14 protein-coding genes are annotated in these 16759 nt (G+C 68.3%); 8 read left to right on the forward strand and 6 right to left on the reverse strand.

All coding sequences use genetic code 11. The features are described 5' to 3' along the window. The first annotated feature begins 152 nt into the window (after window positions 1-152). Window positions 153-788, forward strand: a complete 636-nt coding sequence (locus IEY28_RS18060; protein ID WP_189001242.1) for a hypothetical protein — start codon at window positions 153-155, stop codon at window positions 786-788. Continuing rightward, window positions 785-2080 carry a hypothetical protein gene (locus IEY28_RS18065; RefSeq protein WP_189001244.1) on the forward strand — a complete coding sequence of 432 codons (1296 nt, stop codon included), beginning with the start codon at window positions 785-787 and terminating at the stop codon, window positions 2078-2080. Before IEY28_RS18060 ends, IEY28_RS18065 begins: the two co-directional genes overlap by 4 nt. On the opposite strand, the gene IEY28_RS18070 is transcribed toward IEY28_RS18065, so the two are convergent. Continuing rightward, the gene (locus IEY28_RS18070; RefSeq protein WP_189001247.1) at window positions 1975-2289 is read right to left on the reverse strand and encodes a fructose 1,6-bisphosphatase; all 315 of its coding nucleotides are present in this window, start codon (window positions 2287-2289) and stop codon (window positions 1975-1977) included. The two genes, IEY28_RS18065 and IEY28_RS18070, sit on opposite strands and share 106 nt — an antisense overlap. 417 nt (window positions 2290-2706) lie before the next feature. After that, window positions 2707-3222 (reverse strand): GNAT family N-acetyltransferase, encoded by a 516-nt coding sequence (locus IEY28_RS18075; RefSeq protein ID WP_189001250.1) that lies wholly within the window; start codon window positions 3220-3222, stop codon window positions 2707-2709. 169 nt (window positions 3223-3391) lie between these two features. On the opposite strand from IEY28_RS18075, the gene glmS reads away from it, so the two are divergent. From glmS to IEY28_RS18100, 5 genes are all read left to right on the forward strand, one after another. Beyond that, window positions 3392-3829, forward strand: coding sequence for a methylaspartate mutase subunit S (glmS, locus tag IEY28_RS18080; protein ID WP_166968425.1), 438 nt, complete (start codon window positions 3392-3394; stop codon window positions 3827-3829). Between the two features lie 480 nt (window positions 3830-4309). After that, on the forward strand, window positions 4310-6037 hold the full coding sequence (locus IEY28_RS18085) for an L-lactate permease (RefSeq protein ID WP_189001253.1): 1728 nt from the start codon (window positions 4310-4312) through the stop codon (window positions 6035-6037). A gap of 6 nt (window positions 6038-6043) precedes the next feature. Next, complete coding sequence (locus tag IEY28_RS18090) at window positions 6044-9124, forward strand: FAD-binding and (Fe-S)-binding domain-containing protein (RefSeq protein WP_189001256.1); 3081 nt, start codon at window positions 6044-6046, stop codon at window positions 9122-9124. Window positions 9125-9140: 16 nt separating this feature from the next. Then, complete coding sequence (locus IEY28_RS18095; RefSeq protein WP_189001259.1) at window positions 9141-9650, forward strand: LUD domain-containing protein; 510 nt, start codon at window positions 9141-9143, stop codon at window positions 9648-9650. Then, window positions 9647-11860: an LUD domain-containing protein gene (locus IEY28_RS18100; protein WP_189001262.1), complete on the forward strand. Its 2214-nt coding sequence runs from the start codon at window positions 9647-9649 to the stop codon at window positions 11858-11860. The genes IEY28_RS18095 and IEY28_RS18100 overlap by 4 nt, the downstream gene beginning before the upstream one ends. On the opposite strand, the gene IEY28_RS18105 is transcribed toward IEY28_RS18100, so the two are convergent. From IEY28_RS18105 to IEY28_RS18115, 3 genes are all read right to left on the reverse strand, one after another. Beyond that, entirely contained in the window at window positions 11847-12320 is a 474-nt protein-coding gene (locus IEY28_RS18105; RefSeq protein WP_229783181.1) for a hypothetical protein, read from the reverse strand. The genes IEY28_RS18100 and IEY28_RS18105 overlap by 14 nt on opposite strands. Beyond that, complete coding sequence (locus IEY28_RS18110) at window positions 12317-14077, reverse strand: Nramp family divalent metal transporter (RefSeq protein ID WP_189001265.1); 1761 nt, start codon at window positions 14075-14077, stop codon at window positions 12317-12319. The genes IEY28_RS18105 and IEY28_RS18110 overlap by 4 nt, the downstream gene beginning before the upstream one ends. 67 nt (window positions 14078-14144) lie before the next feature. Continuing rightward, window positions 14145-14708 carry a helix-turn-helix transcriptional regulator gene (locus IEY28_RS18115; protein ID WP_189001269.1) on the reverse strand — a complete coding sequence of 188 codons (564 nt, stop codon included), beginning with the start codon at window positions 14706-14708 and terminating at the stop codon, window positions 14145-14147. 102 nt (window positions 14709-14810) lie between these two features. Here IEY28_RS18115 and IEY28_RS18120 point away from each other — a divergent pair, with 102 nt between their 5' ends. Further along, window positions 14811-15950, forward strand: a complete 1140-nt coding sequence (locus IEY28_RS18120) for an acyl-CoA dehydrogenase family protein (RefSeq protein ID WP_189001271.1) — start codon at window positions 14811-14813, stop codon at window positions 15948-15950. Window positions 15951-15961: 11 nt separating this feature from the next. Here the strand turns inward: IEY28_RS18120 and IEY28_RS18125 are convergent, their stop codons facing one another. After that, on the reverse strand, window positions 15962-16750 hold the full coding sequence (locus IEY28_RS18125; protein WP_189001273.1) for an enoyl-CoA hydratase/isomerase family protein: 789 nt from the start codon (window positions 16748-16750) through the stop codon (window positions 15962-15964). Window positions 16751-16759: the final 9 nt, after the last annotated feature.

Raw genomic sequence — 16759 nt, forward strand, 5'->3', positions numbered from 1 at the left:
CACTGTCTGGATTCTCTCTATAACTTAAATTATGGGTTCGAGATGCGATATGAATCGGGGCCGGCACGAGCTAACGTTCTGTCCGGCCACCGAACGCCCGGAGACGAGGCGATGACACAAAGCGTTTATCGCTCCGCTAACTGCTGTCTGCCATGCCCTGGTCCCGTAGACGCATCCTCACTGCCCTCTCCAGCGGTGTCGCTGCCGGCCTCGCAGGCTGCGAGACCGGTGACAGTCCCGCACCCCCGCCTACCGACGAAGACGACGACCGACTCGTCGATGAGTACGACTCGGTCCACGTCCGGAACACGGACGGCGCGGTCCTGTACACCACGCGAGACACGATTCCGACCGATACCGAAGACGCGCAACGCCTGCTCCGCGGGAGTGACCACCTCGTCACCCGAGCGTCGTTCGAGGAGGCGACCTTCGGGTCCGTCCCCGAAGCCCGCGAGTTACGTTCGTTCGTGGCCGAGACGGATTTCGAGACCCATTCCATCTACCTGTTCACGACCGCGGTCGACGCCTGCCACGAGATTCACATCACGTCGATGGAGCGTGACTCGGACGGCGACCCGCACGGCAACTTCTGTCAGGCACGCAGGCCCGCCGACGTCACCTGTTCGACCGACGACACGGACTCGGTGGCTATCGCCGTCAGACTGCCGTTCAGCGCCGAGCGGTCGTCCGGGCTTGGCACGGGGATGGCCAGTTACTGCCGACGGCCCGACGACCCGGTCGCGTTCAGGGCCGAGGTCACCCCCCGGAACGGGAGTGATGGCTCGTGAGACGGCGCGACCTGCTTGCGGCCTGTGGCGTCGGGCTGACTGGGTTGGCCGGGTGTTCGTCGATGCCGTGGACGAACGAGGACGAGGGTCCGGACGTGGACACGGCGGCGCTGGCCGCGGACCTCGACCCGGTGGCGTTCCCGGCGACGCCGTTCCCCAGCGACACCCTCGAAGCCTGCGTGACGCGACACCGCGAGCGCGCCGAGACGTTGCTCGACCGGGTGCCGTCGGACCCCTCGATACCGAACGAGGCGGTCCGACAGGAACTCGACCACGTCCGGCCCGACCCCGAGGAGCGGCCGCCGGAGTCCCTGCCGGACGGCGAGTGGGCGCTGGACTGGCTCGACGACTGGCAGGACTACCGGGCCGACGCGGCGACGGCCGAGGCCGCCTATCGGGCGGCGACGGGCACCGACGACGCGGGGGCGCTCGCGACCCGCCGACGCGAGATTCGCGGTACCATCGGCGACCTGTGGGCGACCCAGGCCTACCGCGCCCCGGACCCGCTCACGGCTGCCGTCGTCCACGCGCCGCTGGAAGATATGGTCGACACCGCGCGTCGACTCGTCCAGCCGCGAGAGACGTATCCGTCGGATCCGGTCGCAGCGCCGTTCAGAGCCGGTGAGGTCGTCCACTCCGTCGAGCGAGCCGATGCGGTCGTGGCGGACGCGCGACGGATTCGCGATGCGATAGTCGACGGCGATACGTCGCCCCACGCTGGGGCTCTCGGTACCGCCACGCAACGACTTCGGTGGTCGCTCTCGGAGACGGCCAACGGACTCCACCCGTACGTCGAAGAGGGAGAGGAGGCGTTCGGCCGCGAACTGAGCGGCGCCGACCGAGCACTGGTCACGGAGTCGACCCGGCCGTTTCGGTATCTCTGGGAGGAGGTCCGCGAGTTACACGACGACGACCAGTACGCGCTGGCCGTCGTCGAGACGGGCCGCGCGCTCGTAGCGGCCGAAGTCCTTCGGGCCATCGTCACGGGTGTCAGGAACCGCGAGTACCCCGAGGAGGTGACCGCATCGCTCGTTCGGCAGGCCGCGGCAGACGCACGGACGGCGGTTCGCGGCGTACTGGACCAGTCACAGTCGCCACTGACCGTCGCACTCCTGCACCCGGCGCTGGACAGACAGCGCGGGACGGTTCGAGAGATGGCAGAGGGATACCACGACGGTGCCGACGCCTACGCGGCGTTCACGCGCATCGCGATGTACGCACGCGGCGTCCCCGAAGCGACGACGTTCGTCGCCGCCCGTCTCGACGAGGCCAGCGAGGATGGGGACGGGTGAGGCGGCCCAGCGACGGGGTGCGGCGGTTCTCGAAGCCCCGGTCCGCCCCGCCTCAGTCGTCGGTCGCCGACGGTGAACACGAAGTAGTCGTCGAGGAACGCCCCCTCGTCCGCCAGCACGTCTTCGACCGCTGCGACCAGTTCGGCCGTTGGCCGCCAGTGGCCGGCGTTGCTCCCGACGTCAGCTTTGATGACGGATACTGTTCGCATAGTCCCTCGCCAGAAGCCACGGCGGTGACGCACAAAAGCATAATTAGAGTAACATTAACTACGGGCCCAGTTGCATCTTGTTCGATGCCGCCCCGTCGTGTCGAGGCCGCCGCCAGAGCAAAGTGTGTTGCGTGCTAACAATGATGTGCAGCATGTTTCCTCGCACCGCCCGGACAGACAGGTCGGCGTTCGAGCGCGTCCGTGACGCGATTCTCAATCGCGGCGACCCGGACGAGGACGAGTCACCGACGGGACCCGGCGCTCCAACGCCGGGGTAGCCGCAGTCGGCCGTCGGTTTTTCGGGCCACTGGTTCGTCCGGTCACCCCTCGGATTCGTCTATAGTAACAATTGAAACGATTCACATACCGACCGCACCGCCGTCGTGCGGTCGGGTGTGCATTGATTTTCAATGGCTACTATAGTTCGCGCGTATAGACGGCCTCCTCGCGCCGTTCGCCACCGATGGTGACGGTCCTCGTCGCCGTCTGCTCGAAGCCGAGTTTCCCGAAGAACACCCGGCTGGCGTCGTTGTCGGCCAGGTCCAGCGCGCGGACGCGCTCGACGCCCTGCTCGGTGAATATCTCCCTGAGTCGCTCGTAGAGCCGCGTCCCGACCCGTTTGCGGTGTCGGGTCGGGTCGACGTACAACCGGAGGATGGTCCCGACCGGCCCGTAGACGACACCCTGTGCGAAGCCGACGACCTGTTCGTCGTCGCGTGCGACCAGCATCGTCGCCTCGACGTCGAGGTCGCTGGCGGGAATGTCGTCGGCCCAGCCGTGGAGCGCGCTCCCGACCGGCCCCGCGTACCACTCTTCGATAGTCTCGTCGATGACGTCGGGGTCGAGGCTGTCGTAGGCGTCGTGCCACGCACGACGGGCGACACGGCGGATTCCGTCGGCGTCGGAGTCGAGGGCGTGTCGTATCTGAATCATCGTCGTCGGTGGTCTGTCGGGGCCATCGCGACCACGCCTCGCTGTACTCGGCACACTGTTGGCCGCAACTGAGGGACGCCCCGAACCTAAGCCCACCTCTTTTGACGCCGTACTAACTATCATGGTCTTTCATTAACTTTATCGTGCTGGCGCGTTTTGGTGAGCGTACATGACGACAGTCATCCTCGGTGTCATCGGGTCCGACGCGCACGTCGTCGGTATCACCATCCTCGAACGGGCCTTCGCCGCGGCCGGGTTCGAGGTCGTCAACCTCGGCGTCCAGACCTCCCAGACGGAGTTCGTGGCGGCGGCCGACGCGCGGGACGCCGAGGCCATCCTCGTCTCCTCGCTGTACGGTCACGCAAAACAGGACTGCAAGGGGTTCCACGAGCAGGTCGACGCCGCAGGGCTGGACGTCACGACGTACATCGGCGGCAACCTCGCCGTCGGACAGAACGACTTCGATGAGACGCGAGCGACGTTCGAGGCGATGGGGTTTGACCGCGTCTTCGACTCCGAGACCGACCCCGAGGAGGCCATCGAGGCGCTACGGGCCGACCTCGGCCACCGGATGCCCGAGTCCGAACGCGCCCGTGTCGACGCCTGAACCCCCGGCCTGTCCTCGCTGTCGTCTGCGTGGCGACCCGGGAGCGCGTCTCGAGCGACGACGCCACTGCAGTCGGGGACAGGCCGTCGTGGCCGCCGACCGGTTTCGACGTCGTGACCCGATCCAGTCTATCGATTACAGTTGTGTGTAACATGGCTGAACCGCCGGTAGCGCGGTGTTTGCAGTCAACTGCACTCCGCCCAACCGGTACACACAACTGTATCGAACGGGGGATTCGCACCCGAATATTACACTAAAAAGTTCGAGAAACATTCTATCAAAATCGGTTTCGGCACCTTTAGCACTCACTGAGTCCGTTTGATAGACACTCGAACCCGCTGAACGGTAGTTGGTTATAAATAGTGCACAACGGGATGGCTCGGCTATGCCAGTTCCACCGGCATACCCACACGCACAGACGTACCGTCACGGGCGGAGACACGGCCCGGTATCCCACCGTCGGGGAGGTGACGACTGAGGATGGCGACACCGACACAGATCGGCTTGGCAGTCCTGCCGCTCGCGACCATCGCGTTCCTGATGATCGGGCGCTACTGGTCGGCCACGCGTGCGATGCCGGTCGCGTGGGTGGTCGCCCTCGCCGTCGGCTTCTTCGGCTGGGGGATGTCGCCCCGCTGGATCGCCGCCGCGTCGATAAACGGCGCGATAACCGCCTCGAACATCCTGTACATCGTCTTCGGGGCGATACTGGTGTTGTACACGCTCAAGCAGACGGGCGCGTTCGACGTCATCAATCGGGGGTTCACCTCCATCAGCGACGACCGACGCGTACAGGTCGTCCTGCTCGTGTTCCTGATGGGGTCGTTCATCGAAGCCGCGGCCGGGTTCGGGACGCCGGCGGCCGTCGTCGGTCCGCTGCTGGTCGGCCTCGGCTTCCCGCCGCTGGCGGCCGTCGTCGTCGCGCTGACGGGCAACCTGATGGCCATCACGTTCGGTGCCGTCGGGACGCCGCTCATCATCGGCCTGGAGGACATCTTCAGTTCGACCGAGTCCATCCAGTCGACCGTCGCGGCACAGGGGATGACCATCCCCGAGTGGGTCGCACAGATAGCCGTCTGGGCGGCCACCTACCACGTCATCGTCGGCGCGCTGCTGCCCTTTATCGGCGTCGCGATGATGACCCGGTTCTTCGGCGAGGAGCGCTCGATCAAACCGGCGCTGGAGGTCCTGCCGCTGACGCTGTTCGCGTGGGCCTCCTTCTCCGTGCCGTACTGGCTGACCGCGTACTTCCTCGGCCCGACCTTCCCGGGCCTGTTCGGTGCGATGGGCGGGATGCTCATCACCGTCGGCGCTCTCAAGGCGGGCTACTTCCACCCCGACGAGGAGTGGGACTTCGCCCCCGAGGAGCAGTGGCCCGAACACTGGGTCGGCGACATCGCCCCCGGCGAGTCCGCGACCGGGCGTAGCGGTACCGTCGCCGCCGACGGCGGACAGGTCGCCACGGCCACCGACTCGATGTCGCTCGCCCGTGCGTGGACGCCGTACGCGGTGCTGGCCGGCCTGCTGGTCGTCACCCGCGTCATCGACCCCGTGACGAACTTCGTCACGTCGACGCTGGTGCTGGAGTGGGGGTCCATCCTCGGCACGTCGATGGGCAATAGCTTCGCCGTGTTGTACCTCCCCGGGGCGGTCTTTATCGCCGTCCACCTGCTGACCATCCCCCTGCACGGGATGGACCGCGAGGAGGTCACGGCCGCGTGGCTGGAGACCATCGAGAAGGTCACGCCCGCGGTGCTGGCGCTGGTCTTCGCCGTCGCGACCGTCCAGATAATGATCCAGTCCGGGGAGACGGCCGGCGTCGACAGCATGCTGGTCGTCCTCTCGGAGGCGACGGCCAACACCGCCGGCGTCGTCTATCCGTTCTTCGCCGCGCTGGTGGGCGCCTTCGGGGCGTTCCTGGCCGGATCGAACACGGTCAGCGACATCCTCTTTGGCACCTTCCAGTACAACGTCGCCGCCGACCTCGGGGTCTCCCGGACCGTCCTCGTCGGCGCGCAGGCGGTCGGCGGGGCCATCGGTAACCTCATCGCGGTCCACAACGTCGTGGCCGCGCTGGCGGTCGTCGGCCTCGTCGGCGAGGAGGGGCGCGTCATCAGACTCGAACTCATCCCGCTGGCCTACTATGCGGTGATGACGGGCATCCTCTCGCTCCTGTTCGTCTACGTCGTCGCACCGGGAACGTTCTGACCCGTCATGTCGAGACACGACTCACCCGACGAATCCGACGCGAGGCCCGCCGCGGACCCGCGGGCCGACTACGACCACGTCGCAAGCGGTGGGTCCGACGCCGAACTCGCCGCGGCGCTGGCCGACCGAGTCGACGGCGACGTCCGGTTCGACGAGTACTCGCGGGAACTGTACGCCACCGACGCGAGCATCTACGAGGTGCCGCCCATCGGTGTCGTCTTCCCGCAGTCGACGGCCGACGTGGCGGCCGTCGTCGAGTACTGCGCCGACGAGGACGTGCCGGTCCTGCCCCGCGGCGGGGGGACGAGTCTGGCCGGCCAGACGGTCAACGAGGCCGTCGTCCTCGACTTCACGCGCCACATGGACGCGCTCGGACCCGTCGCCCCGGACACGAAACGGGCCACCGCACAGGTCGGGACGACCCTCGGCGACCTCAACGCCGCACTCGCGCCCCACGACCTGAAGTTCGCGCCCGACCCCGCGTGGGGCGAGAAGTCCGCGCTGGGCGGCGCTATCGGCAACAACACCACCGGCGCGCACTCGCTCCAGTACGGCAAGACCGACCACTACGTCGAGGAGTGTGAGGTCGTCCTCGCGGACGGCACCGTGACGACCTTCGGCGAGGTGGCGGTCGACGACTTGCGGGACCGGGCCACCGACGCCGACGGCCTGGAGAGCGGCATCTACGCGGCGGTCGCGGACGTCCTCGACGACCACCGCGACGAGATAGCGGCGGCTTACCCCGACCTCAAGCGCAACGTCTCGGGGTACAACCTCGACCGACTCGTCGCCGAAGCCGAAGGGGAGTACGGTGACCCGGGGACCGTCAACCTCGCCAGCCTGCTGGCCGGGAGCGAGGGGACGCTGGCTATCGTCACCGAGGCGACCGTCGCGCTCGAACCCGTCCCCGAGACGAAGGCGATGGCGCTGCTGTGTTACGACGACCTCGTCGCCGCGATGGCCGACGTCGCGCCCATCCTCGAACACGACCCCGCGGCCGTCGAGGTGTTGGACGACACGATGCTGGACCTCGCACGCGACACCGCGGAGTTCGCCGACGTGGCGGCCATGTTGCCCGACGGGACGCGCGCCACGCTCGTCGTCGAGTTCTACGCGGCGGACGACGACGCGGGCCACCGGGCGGTCGACCGGTTGTTGGCCGACCGGCTCGACGGGTCCAAAGCGGTGGCCGACGCGCCGCGCACCGCCGTCGACGCGCTCGAAGCCCACGACGACGCCGAGCGCGAGCGGTTCTGGAAGCTCCGGAAGTCGGGGCTCCCCATCCTGCTCAGCCGCACGAGCGACGCGAAACACGTCGCGTTCATCGAGGACACGGCGGTCCCGCCCGAGAACCTGCCCGAGTACGTCGCGGCGTTCCAGCAGGTGCTCGCGGACCACGACACGTTCGCGTCGTTCTACGCCCACGCCGGGCCGGGCGTGCTCCACATCCGCCCGCTCGTGAACACCAAGTCCGTCGACGGCGTCGAGCAGATGGTGTCTATCGCCGACGCCGTCACCGACCTCGTCGTCGAGTACGGGGGGTCGGTCTCCGGCGAACACGGCGACGGCCGCGCCCGGACCTGCTGGAACGAGAAGCTCTACGGCACGGACGTCTGGGACGTGTTCCGCGACCTGAAGACGGCGTTCGACCCCGACTGGCTCCTCAATCCGGGACAGGTCGTCGGCGTCGACGCGGCGGCCGTCGAGAGGGGCGAGGCCCCGCCACGGGCCGAGACCGTCGACATGGCGGCGCGGCTCCGGTTCGACCCCGACTACGAGTTCGACCAGTCGCTGACGCCGACGCTGGACTGGACCAACGAGAACGGGATGCAGGGGATGGTCGAACTCTGTCACGGCTGTGGTGGCTGTCGCGGCCCGCAGGAGACCACCGGCGGCGTGATGTGTCCGACCTATCGCGCGGCCGACGAGGAGATCACCGCGACCCGCGGCCGGGCGAACATGCTCCGGCAGGCGATGAGCGGTGACCTGCCCGACGACCCGACCGACGAGGCGTTCGTCTCGGAGGTCATGGACCTCTGTATCGGCTGTAAGGGGTGTGCCCACGACTGCCCGAGTGGGGTGGACATGGCGAAGCTCAAGGCCGAGGTAACCCACGCTTACCACCAGGAACACGGCGTGAGCCTCCGGGACCGGCTGTTCGCCAACGTCGACACGCTGTTCGCGCTCGGGAGCCGCGTCGCGCCGGTCGCGAACGCGCTCTCGTCGCTCCCCGGCGCCGACCGGCTACTCGAAGCTACCGTCGGCATCGCCCGCGAACGGGACACGCCGACGCTCCACCGGGAGACGTTCGTCGACTGGTTCGAGGGTCGTGAGCCGACCGTCTCGGCGGCCGACGCCGCACGCTCGGTCGTCCTGTTCCCGGACGCGTACACGAACTACGCCCACCCCGACGTCGGGAAGGCGGCCGTTCGCGTCCTGGAAGCGGCCGACGTCCACGTGACGGTCCTCGCGGACCACACCGACAGCGGCCGCCCCGCATATTCGAAGGGGATGCTCGACCACGCGCGGGGAACGGCCGAGACGAACGTCGACGCCCTCGTCGACCACGTCCGGGCCGGCCGGGACGTGGTGTTCGTCGAACCGTCCGACGCCGTCATGGTCCAGTACGACTACCCGGACCTGCTGGGCCACGACGACGAGCAGGTTGCGACGGTGGCGACGAACACCTACGGCTTCTGTGAGTATCTGGACCGCCACGACCTCGACCGCCGAATCGACTGGGCTGACGTGGACCGGGCGCTGACCTACCACGGTCACTGTCACCAGAAGGCGACGAAGAAGGACCACCACGCCGTCGGCGTCCTCCGGCGGGTGGGCTACGCCGTCGACCCGCTGGATTCGGGGTGTTGCGGGATGGCCGGCAGTTTCGGCTACGAGGCCGAACACTACTCGATGAGTCAGGCCATCGGCGACATCCTCTTCGAGCAGGTCGACGACAGCGACGGGGAGCAGGTGGTCGCGCCGGGGACCTCCTGCCGGACGCAGTTAGGCGACCGGGGCGAGGACCCGGAACCGCCCCACCCGGCCGAGACGCTCGCCGCAGCACTGCCAGCCGACCGACCGTGATTCAGACTACCAACCCGTGACTACCGACCACACGACGCTCGACCGCTTCACCGAGCGACTCGACGACTTCGACGTATCGCACACGCTGACCACGCCGGACGGCGTCCCCGACGCCATCGAGGCGGTGTCGGACTCGCCGGCGGTCGGCGTCGAACTGCCCGATTCGCTGGGACGGCTCCCCGACGTGGTCCGGACCGACCCCTCGCCGAGCGACCTGCGAGCGGCCGTGACGGGCGTCACGCACGCGACGCTCGGCATCGCCGACTACGGCAGCCTCGTCCTGCCGTCGACGCCCGACGGCGCCGAACCCGTGAGCCTCTATCCGGACCGGCACGTCGCCGTCCTCGCCGAGGACGACGTCGTTCCCGGCATGAGCGAGGCGCTGGCCCACCTCGGAGACCGGTTCCGGGCCGACGGCGGGGACGCCATCGTCGCCACCGGCCCCAGCGCGACGGCCGACATGGGCGCACTGGTGAAGGGCGCACACGGCCCGAAAGCCGTCCACGCCGTCGTGGTCCAGTCATGACCGCGAGCGACCGCCGGTCGAAGGCCGACCACATCCGGCACATCCTCGAGACGGAGGGCGACGCCGTCGCGGCGAACACGCAGGGGTTCAACGCGGGCCGGTACGAGTCGGTGGCCGACCTCGAAGCCTACGAGGACCTCAAGAGCGAGGCCCGCGCTATCAAGGAGGACGCCATCGAGCGGTTGCCGGACCTCCTCTCGGACCTCCGGACGGCCGTCGAGGCCAACGGCGGGACGGTGTACCTCGCCGACGATGCGGCCGACGCGAACCAGTATATCCGCGACGTGGTCGAGGACGCCGACGGGGACCGCGTCGTCAAGAGCAAGTCGATGACCAGCGAGGAGATAGAGTTGAACGAGGCGCTGGCCGACGACTGCGACGTGGTCGAGACGGACCTCGGCGAGTGGGTCCTGCAGCTGGCCGACGAGGCGCCGTCCCACATCGTCGCGCCGGCTATCCACAAGTCCCGCGAGGGCATCGCCGAGCTGTTCACCGAGCGGTTCGACCCCGAGGACCCGCCCGAGACGGCCGAGGAACTGACCATGTTCGCCCGCGAGAAACTGGGCGAGCAGCTAGCCGACGCCGACGTCGGCGTCACGGGCGCGAACTTCCTCACCGCCGATTCGGGGACGATGGCGTTGGTGACCAGCGAGGGCAACGCCCGGAAGACGGTGGCGGCGACGGACACCCACGTCGCCGTCGCCGGCGTCGAGAAGGTGATTCCGAGCGTCGAAGACCTCCGCCCCTTTATCGAACTCATCGGCCGGTCGGGCACCGGACAGGACATCACCTCCTACGTCTCGCTGTTGACGCCGCCGGTCGACTCGCCGACGCTGGACTTCCAGCGCGACGAGACCGGGTCGGCCGAAGACCGCGAGTTCCACCTCGTGCTCGTCGACAACGGTCGGCTGGCGATGCGCGAGGACGACGACCTGCGGGAGACGCTGTACTGCATCCGGTGTTCGGCCTGTTCGAACTCCTGTGCGAACTTCCAGCAGGTGGGCGGCCACGCCTTCGGCGGCGAGACGTACTCGGGCGGTATCGCAACCGGGTGGGAGGCCGGCATCGAGGGGTTGGACACGGCGGCCGAGTTCAACGACCTCTGTACGGGGTGTTCGCGGTGTGTCAACGCCTGCCCGGTCGAAATCGACATCCCGTGGATAAACACGGTCGTCCGGGACCGCATCAACCGCGGCGCGGACGCGGAACTCGACTGGCTGGTCGACGGGTTGGTACCCGACGAGGAACCCTCGGGACTCGACCCGCAGAAACGGCTGTTCGGCAACTTCGCGACGCTCGCGAGACTCGGGAGCGCGACGGCCCCCGTCTCGAACTGGTTGGCCGACACCGGTGTCTCCCGGCGACTCATGGAGCGGTTCGTCGGTATCGACCGGCGGCGTGACCTCCCGACCTTTGCCGCGGAGACGTTCCGCGAGTGGGCCGACGGCCGGTCGACCGTGGCGAATCCGGAGCGCGAGGTGGTCCTGTTCCCCGACCTCTACACGAACCACGTGCAGGTCGAGCGCGGGAAGGCGGCGGTCCGGGCGCTGGAGGCGCTGGACGTCGCCGTCCACGTCCCGGACGTGCCCGCGAGCGGCCGCGCCCCGCTCTCCCAGGGGATGATAGCGACCGCACGCGACCACGCCGAGACGGTCGCCGACGAACTCCTCGACCACGTCGAGGCCGGCCGGGACGTCGTCGTCATCGAGCCGAGCGACCACGCGCTGTTCCAGCGGGAGTACGAGCAGTTGCTCGACGCCGACCGGTACCGGGCGCTGGCCGACGGCAGCTACGAGCTGTTCGAGTACGTCTACGGCCTGCTCGCCAACGGTGCGAGCGCCGACGCACTCGCCAGCGGCGACGGTCGGCGTCTCGCCTACCACAGTCACTGCCAGCAACGGACCCTCGGCGTCGAGCGCTACACCGAGGCGGTGTTGGACGACCTCGGCTTCGACGTGGTCACGTCCGACGTCGAGTGTTGCGGGATGGCCGGGAGCTTCGGGTACAAACAGGAGTACTACGACGTCAGCGTCGCCGTCGGCGACGAACTCGCGGCCCAGTTCACCGCCGACGGCGTCGACGACCGGACGGTCGTCGCCAGCGGCACTTCCTGTCTCGACCAACTCGACGACCTGCTGGAGCGCCCCTCGAAACACCCCATCGAACTGGTCGCTCCGACCGCCCGCACCGAGCGGGTCAGCGGCGACTGAGGACCGGGAGCGCGTCCCGAAGCCCGAGCCCCGATTCTCGCTCGACCGTCGCGTCGTACGGCGCGAGCACGGTCCGTACTGCACCGGCGAACGACTCGACGTCGACCTCGCCGTGGACTCTGACCGTCAGCGACGAGCCCGTCGCTCGGTCGAGGACGACCTTCACCCGCCCGAGGCTGCCGCCGTCGTAGATTCTGACGCTGTCGAGCGTCTCGTAGGGGAGTTCCCGACATCGCTCGGCGGTGTCGATGGCGGCCGCCACGCCCTCCTCGGTGACCGTCGCCGCGAACGCCTCCGCGCGTCGTCGGGCGCCGCCGGTCGCGATGTCGAACCCCGTCAGGTAGTCGTACTCGACGGCGAGGACACGGTCGCCGTAGAACAACAGGTCGAGCAACCGGAGCGGGTAACGGCCCGTCATCGTATGGTGGAGGTGGACGCGCACCCGGTCGGCGTCGCTCACGAGAACAGGCCCCGGCCGGCGTCGGCGCCGTCGACGGTGCCCGCCTGCTCGAACTTCGCTCGCGTGGTACGGTAGATGACGTAGGCCTGTACGGCGCCGTAGCCCGCCCAGAGGACCATCCCACCGAGGCCGCTCCCGAGAATACTCATCTGGACCGAGAACACGGCGAGTCCCAGTTGCGAGCCGAGGACGGTCCCGACCAGCAGGACGCTGAAGTAGCCGAAGAAGGCGGCGGCGACCCACATCGCGACCGTCCGGCCCCAGCCGGGCATCGTGTGTTCCGGGAGCCTGACCGCGTTGACGAGCTGTATCACGACGATGTAGGGCCACATGATGAGCCCGGACATCGCCGCGCCGACGACCAGCAGGTTGAACGGGTTCTCCACCTCGAACGGGAGCAACAGGATGAGGATGCCCCAGCCACAGAAGACGGTCAACAACCCCCAGAACAGCCGCGGGAGCTGCCATCCGGCGTCGCGACCGTACAGTTCGTAGATGACGTCGGAGCTGTTGCGGACGAACGACTCGATGATGGCGTACTCGGTGGTGAACAGCGCCAGAAACAGCGTCGCGTAGATGGTGGCGCCCGCGAGCGGACTGACCGACGGCGCGATGCCGACCAGCCACATGTCGACGGCGGTCCGCGTCGTCCCCGGGGCGTACGTCCCGGCGATGACGACGAGGATGGTGGTGACGACGATGAGGCCGACGGCGAAAGTCAGCAGATGTTCGAGCTGTGCCACCCGCCACCAGCCGCGCCACCGCTCTGTGTTCGGCGACTCCGGCCTGAACGAGAACCCGTCCTCGTGGACCGTCTCGGGGTCGTCGCCGGCGAAGGGGTTCTTGATGCGGCCCTGATAGCGTCCCATCCCGTACCCCTTCTCGCGGACCCAGAGGCTCTGTGAGAGGTTGAGGTAGCCGCCCGCGCCGGCGTAGGCGATGCCGCCCAGCAGTATCGCGACGGTCGCGGCGGGGGGTTGGTCGCCGACGAGTGCCGGCCCGCTCGGGAGTGCCGGGAGCGACGTGGGTGCGCCGACCAGCACGAACAGCACCAGCGCGAACGTCAGCGACAGCACCACGAGGAACAGTTGCAGTCGCTCGACGACGTTGTACATCAGCGGCGTCAACTGGTAGGTGAGCCAGATGAACACCATCAGGCCGATACCGAGCAGCCGCCAGCCGACGAGTTCGACGCCCGCGAGTTGGTAGGTCCCGAGGGACAGCCCCGCGGCGCCGACCTTCGCGGCGCTCGCCGCCCACCCGGGCCAGCCGAGGCTGACGAACCCGCCCAGCATGAACGCGAACGGGACGAGCGGGTGGACTCGCTCCATCCCCCGGAAGACGCTCTCGCCGGTGGCGAGCGTCCACCGCTGTATCTCCGTGTTCACGACGAACTGGAGCAACACCCCGGCGACGAATATCCAGTACAGCGCCCAGCCGTACTGTGCGACGAGTTGCGGCCAGAACAGCGTCTCGCCACTCCCCAGCGACGCACCGAGCATGATGGCGCTGGGCCCGACGACGTGTTTGAGCCGCGGGACCTTCGGGAGGTCGAGCAGTCTGAACGACCCGCCGCGTCCCGCGTCGGGGTGGTCGTCGTCGTCGGCCGATGCGGTGTCGAGGTTGTCGTAGGCCACCGGGGTGTAGGTCGACGTCGGATAGCCGAGTTCCTCGGGAGTGGCGTACACCACGGAGTCACCGTCGTCATCGCCGCCGCTCTCAGAGGGGGCGTCTGTCTCGTCGGTTTCTGTAGGCATCGTGTTCCAGTGTGCGCTCGTCGTACTGTCTGCACCGGCCGCGAGGGCCGGGGGTTGAACTATTCACTCAGCCACCGATGTAGTGCCAGACGTGGTCCGGGTCGGTCTCGACGTCGACGTCCGGCAGTTCCTTGAGTGCCGGTTTGATGACGTCCCACCACTTGTCGGCCGTGTCGTAGCCGGCCGGATGGTCCGGGAACACCTCGGTGATGACCTCCGTCTCGGAGGCGTCCGGGTTCTCGTTGAGGTAGTCGTAGGCCGCGCGGAGCGCGTCCCGCCGCTCCGCCAGTCGGTCGCCCGACCCGGGCAGGTCGACGCTGGCGATTTCGCGCCGTACCGGCGGGGCCTGTTCGTGCTGTGCGGTCGGGTCACCGGTGTGTGGCGTCTCCATGGGGACCCACCAGACGCGGCCGCGAGCCCCGACTTTCCGCGTCGCGAGTCGGCCCTGTTCGACGAGTTCGTTGAGTTTGTTGTGGGCCGTCCGCCGCGAACAGTCCACCGCCTCCATCACGTCGTTGGCTGTCAGCGGCCGAGCGGGGTCCGACCGGTCGTCGAACACCGCGAGAACAGTGTCGAGGGTGAACTGTCCCGTCGACGAACCGCCCTCGGTGCCGGTCGTCGCGTCGCCCATACCGGAGAGTTACACTCGTATGTAATGTATCTTGGTGTACGAACCTCGCCCGCCTGCCGTTCCGGGACGAGATTTATCTCGTGGCCGCCTGAAGACGGAACGATGGGAACGATTAGCACGGACCAGCGCGCGTTCGCCGAGCGCGCCGAATCGGTCGCCGCCGAGTTCGCCGACGACGCCTACACGTGGGGCGGCGACCCCCCGTGGGCGAACCTCCGGCGACTGGCCGAGGAAGGACTCTACTGCCCGTCTATCGACGAGGCGTACGGCGGACAGGGCCGGTCAGACGTGGCGGCGTTGCTCCTGACGGAAGCGGTCGGTCGCGAGTGTCCAGACACCGGGTGGTTCACCTACATGCAGAGCGTCGTCGGCCCGCGAGCCATCGACCGCTTCGGGTCCGAGGCCGTCAAGGAGGCCTACCTTCCCGACGTTACGGCGGGCGAGAGCTTCGTCTCCATCGCCATCTCTGAACCGGCGGCCGGGTCCGACGTGGCGTCGATGACGACGGAAGTCACAGAGGAGGGCGGCCAGTTGGTCTGCAACGGCGAGAAGACGTGGGTCGGCGGCGTCCCGTTCGGCGACGCCGCGGTGACGTGGGTCCGGTTCCCCGAGGGACTGGGCTCGGTGGTCATCCCGTACGACGACCCCGGCGTCGAAATCGAGGAGGTGTACACGAACATGGCCGGCTACGCCCAGACGCACTTCACCATCGACGACGTGGTCGTCCCGGAGAGCCACGTCCTCACCCGCGGAGAGGACGCGTTCAAAGAACAGCTGGTCGCGCTCAACTGGGAGCGACTGGGCAGTTCGGCCCTGACGGTGGCGTGGGCCGAGGCAGCGTTGGAACGGGCGCTGGCGTACGCGAGCGAGCGCGAGCAGTTCGGCCACCCCATCGGCGACTTTCAGGGCATCGAGTGGAAACTCGCGGAGATGTATCGGCAGGTCGAGACGGCCGCCGCGCTAGTGTATCAGGCCGCCGCGGGTGCCGCGGGCCACGGCCAACCCCCGTCCCGCCTCCAGACGTCGACGGCGAAACTCCACTGCTCGCGGATGGTCGAGGCCGTCGTCAGCGAAGCCGTCCAGATAGTCGGCGCCCGCGCCTACCAGCAGGGCCATCCGCTGGAGTACCTCTATCGGCTGGCCCGGGGCCGGCGCATCGCCGCCGGCACCGACGAGATGCAGTTGAACACCGTCGCCAGAGCGCTGAAAGACGACGGCCTCCCGGCCGTCTCGAAGCGGTAGTCCCTGCCGTCTCAGTCGTCGTACGCGCGGTCGAAGTCGGGTTCTCGCCCCTCGTTGAACGCCGCGACCGCTTCCCTGTGTTCGTCGTCGATCACGCAGTCCCACTGGTACTCCGTCGCTTGCCGACAGTACTCGTCGAAGCTCTGCTGTGGGTCGACCAGGCGGTTCGTGTGCTGGACCGCCGTCGCGGGTTTGTCCCGGATCTCGGCAGCGAGGTCGTCCGCGGCCGTCAGCGCGTCGTCGGCACGCTCGACGGCCAGCCCGATGTCCACGGCGTCCTCGGGTGTGATGTCACGGCCTGTCAGGAGGTACTCGCGGGCTTTGGACTCGCCGACGAGACGAGGCAGGAGCCACGCGCCGCCGTCGCCGGGCACCAGTCCGACGTCGACGAATCCCTCGCGCATGACGCCCTCCTCGCCGACGACGCGCAGGTCACAGGCCAACGCGAAGTCACAGCCGGCCCCGATAGCGGGGCCGTTCACGGCCGCGATGGTGGGTGTCGCCATCGTCCGGAGACGCCAGACGAACTGCTGGATGAGCCAGAGGTAGGCGCCGTACTCCTCGGGTGACTGCTGGTCCCAGTCGGGCATCTCTGTCGTGTCCGCGCCCGAGCAGAAGCCGTCGCCGGCGCCGGTCAGGACCGCCGCGTAGACGCCCTCGTCGGCCTCGGCGGTGCGGGCGGCGTCGTTGAGTTCGAGGACGGTGGTCCGGGTGAACGCGTTGTACACGTCGGGGCGCTCGATGGTGATCGTCGCGATGCCGTCGGCCACGGCGTAGCTGACGTCGTCGTACCCGCTCATGTCTCCCGT

It is taken from the genome of Haloarcula pellucida (assembly GCF_014647235.1).
GTDB classification, from domain to species: domain Archaea; phylum Halobacteriota; class Halobacteria; order Halobacteriales; family Haloarculaceae; genus Haloarcula; species Haloarcula pellucida.

Excerpts from the sequence above, each read along its gene's own strand:
- IEY28_RS18060 (WP_189001242.1), top strand. The coding sequence starts at position 153 with ATGCCCTGGTCCCGTAGACGCATCCTCACTGCCCTCTCCAGCGGTGTC.
- IEY28_RS18070 (WP_189001247.1), bottom strand. The coding sequence starts at position 2,289 with ATGCGAACAGTATCCGTCATCAAAGCTGACGTCGGGAGCAACGCCGGC.
- IEY28_RS18075 (WP_189001250.1), bottom strand. The coding sequence starts at position 3,222 with ATGATTCAGATACGACACGCCCTCGACTCCGACGCCGACGGAATCCGC.
- glmS (WP_166968425.1), top strand. The coding sequence starts at position 3,392 with ATGACGACAGTCATCCTCGGTGTCATCGGGTCCGACGCGCACGTCGTC.
- IEY28_RS18085 (WP_189001253.1), top strand. The coding sequence starts at position 4,310 with ATGGCGACACCGACACAGATCGGCTTGGCAGTCCTGCCGCTCGCGACC.
- IEY28_RS18090 (WP_189001256.1), top strand. The coding sequence starts at position 6,044 with ATGTCGAGACACGACTCACCCGACGAATCCGACGCGAGGCCCGCCGCG.
- IEY28_RS18100 (WP_189001262.1), top strand. The coding sequence starts at position 9,647 with ATGACCGCGAGCGACCGCCGGTCGAAGGCCGACCACATCCGGCACATC.
- IEY28_RS18110 (WP_189001265.1), bottom strand. The coding sequence starts at position 14,077 with ATGCCTACAGAAACCGACGAGACAGACGCCCCCTCTGAGAGCGGCGGC.
- IEY28_RS18115 (WP_189001269.1), bottom strand. The coding sequence starts at position 14,708 with ATGGGCGACGCGACGACCGGCACCGAGGGCGGTTCGTCGACGGGACAG.
- IEY28_RS18120 (WP_189001271.1), top strand. The coding sequence starts at position 14,811 with ATGGGAACGATTAGCACGGACCAGCGCGCGTTCGCCGAGCGCGCCGAA.
- IEY28_RS18125 (WP_189001273.1), bottom strand. The coding sequence starts at position 16,750 with ATGAGCGGGTACGACGACGTCAGCTACGCCGTGGCCGACGGCATCGCG.